The 2,118-nt window shown below is 67.6% G+C and carries 2 protein-coding genes and 1 pseudogene; all 3 read right to left on the bottom strand.

Annotated features, from left to right (window positions below):
* Window positions 1-142 (bottom strand): annotated as a pseudogene (aroE, locus tag ACXJKR_RS30660) (shikimate dehydrogenase); the annotation flags it as partial.
* Window positions 139-993 (bottom strand): energy transducer TonB, encoded by an 855-nt coding sequence (locus tag ACXJKR_RS30665; RefSeq protein ID WP_457326062.1) that lies wholly within the window; start codon window positions 991-993, stop codon window positions 139-141. The gene ACXJKR_RS30665 and the pseudogene aroE, both read right to left, overlap by 4 nt.
* A gap of 1 nt (window position 994) precedes the next feature.
* Window positions 995-2,118, bottom strand: a 1,124-nt coding sequence (locus ACXJKR_RS30670) for an RNB domain-containing ribonuclease (protein WP_457326063.1), incomplete at its 5' end; no start/stop codon positions are given.

A 2,118-nucleotide genomic window follows, 5' to 3' on the forward strand; every position in this document is an offset into this window, starting at 1 on the left:
GCGTGGCCTCGAAGCCATCCAGCGGCGCAAGCAGCCGCTCATAGACGAGCTGCTGCCCCGTCTGCTCCGCAAACATCGCGTGGATGGCCGGCGAGCGGCTGTGCTCGACCGGATGACCGACAACGGCATATCGATCAGTCATTGCGGCTGCCCCTGCAAAGTCGTTTCCAGGCTTTCGTCACGCGTGAACTTGAAGCGCGATGTGATGACCAGCACCTCAGCCCCGCGCAGCATCTCCTTGCTGAAATTGCCGAAGGGCGAGGCCGCCTGCACGATGGCGACGGCGCGCTTGTCCAGCGTCGGGTTGCCGCTGGAGGCGACGATCTCGGTCTCGATGACGCGGCCCTTGTGGTCGATGTGGATGTTCATGGTCAGCTCGCCATAAAGCTTCTTGCCGCGCGCCTCGGGGAAGTCGCGCGTGCCGCGCTCCTCGATGCGGCGGCGCAGGCCGTCGTAGTACTGGGCGTAGACCACCTCACGCGTGGCCGGGCTGACGTAGCGCTTGCGCGGCCGGGCGCTCTCGTCGTTGACGCGCTTCTCGATCTCGGCGAGCAGGTCCACGAGCTGTCGGCGTTTCTCGGCCAGGGCGCGCTCGGCAGCGTCGGTCTTTTCGCGGCGCGGGTCAGGCGGGGGCAGCAGGGCCAGCTCGCGCCTCACCTGGGTCAGCAACTGCTGTTGCTGCTGCTGCAACTGGGCGATCTGCGAGCTTTGCGCCTCGGCCGCATCACCCACTTCGCTTTGCCGCGCCGGTGGCAGTGGCGAAGTCGCGCGGCCGGTTTCCATGTTGCCGCCGCCAGCCAGGTTGGCCTGGGCCAGGGCCTGGGCCTTGACGGGCGCCTCGTTGGAGCGTGTGTTGACGAGCACCACCTCCAGCGGCGTGTCCTGGAAGATGCGGTTGAAGGCCTCGGGCGCGGCGATGCGCATGAACATCAGCGCGATGTGCACGCCAAGCGAAAACGCGAGCGCGATCTGCAGCGTGCTCGGTTTGCGCATCTCAGCTTTGCGAGGCCGCTTCGGCGGGTTCTGCCTCGCCGGAACCATCATTCAGGTCGATGGCCAGTGTCAGCGGTGCCGCGGCGGCCTCGAGCTCGTCCTCATCGCCTTCCGGTTCTTCAGCGGCAGGCGACTCATCCAGCCGCTCGACCAGCGTCGCATGCACGTCCAGCGTCATCTCGTCCAGCCCGGTGATGCGCACCTTCACATGGCTGCCGCGCGGCAGCGAGTCGCAGCCCAGCGCCTTGAACACCAGCGGCAGGTCGTCGGCGCGCACCAGGCCGTCCTTCATGACGGCGGCGGTCAGTTCGGTCGTGCCGTTCTGCTGCAGCCAGCGCAGCGTCCAGAAGCGCTCGATGCCGTTCTGGAAGCCGTTGTAGGCCATGTAGGCGGACTCGAAGCCCGAGATGATGGAGAACAGCTGCGCGTCCTTGGGCTTGAAGGGCGCGGCCAGTGCTGCCATCTTGCCGTGGCGGGCGCAGGCAATGATCTGCCACTGGTTGACCAGGTCGACATAGCGGCGCAGCGGCGACGTGGCCCAGGTGTACTGCGCCACGCCCATGCCGGCATGGGGCAGGGCCTTGACGCCCATGCGCACCTTGATGCCCGGCGCGAGGCTGGCCTGGCTGCGGTAGATGCCGGGCAGGCCCAGCTCGGCCAGCCAGCCACCCCAGGCGGAGTTGGCCAGGATCATGGCCTCGGCCACGATCAGGTCCAGCGAGCTGCCGCGGGCGCGCATGCTGATCTCGACGGACTCCGTGCCGTTCGGCGCCTCCGAGCGTTCGCCGGCAAGGCGGAAGTTGTAGTCCGGCCGGTTGAAGTTCTCGGGTTTGCCGCGCACGACCTCGCGCTGGGCCTTCAAGTGCTTGGCCAGGCGCCAGGTGAAGGCGAGTTCGCGTGCGAAGGCGTAGTCGGCCGGCGCCTCGCCCGACAGCGTGGCGTCGGTGACGATGCCGTCGAGCTTGTCGTGGCGCAGGTTGGCGGCGATGTGCACGCGCTCCAGCCTGGTCTCGCGTGCCTTGATCTCGAAGGTGGCCTCATCCATCGTGAAGTAGATGGAGACTGCCGGGCAGTCGCGGCCCTCGATCAGCGTGTAGGCCTGCACGACGTCGTCGGGCAGCATGG

Source organism: Roseateles sp. P5_E11 (assembly GCF_054049355.1).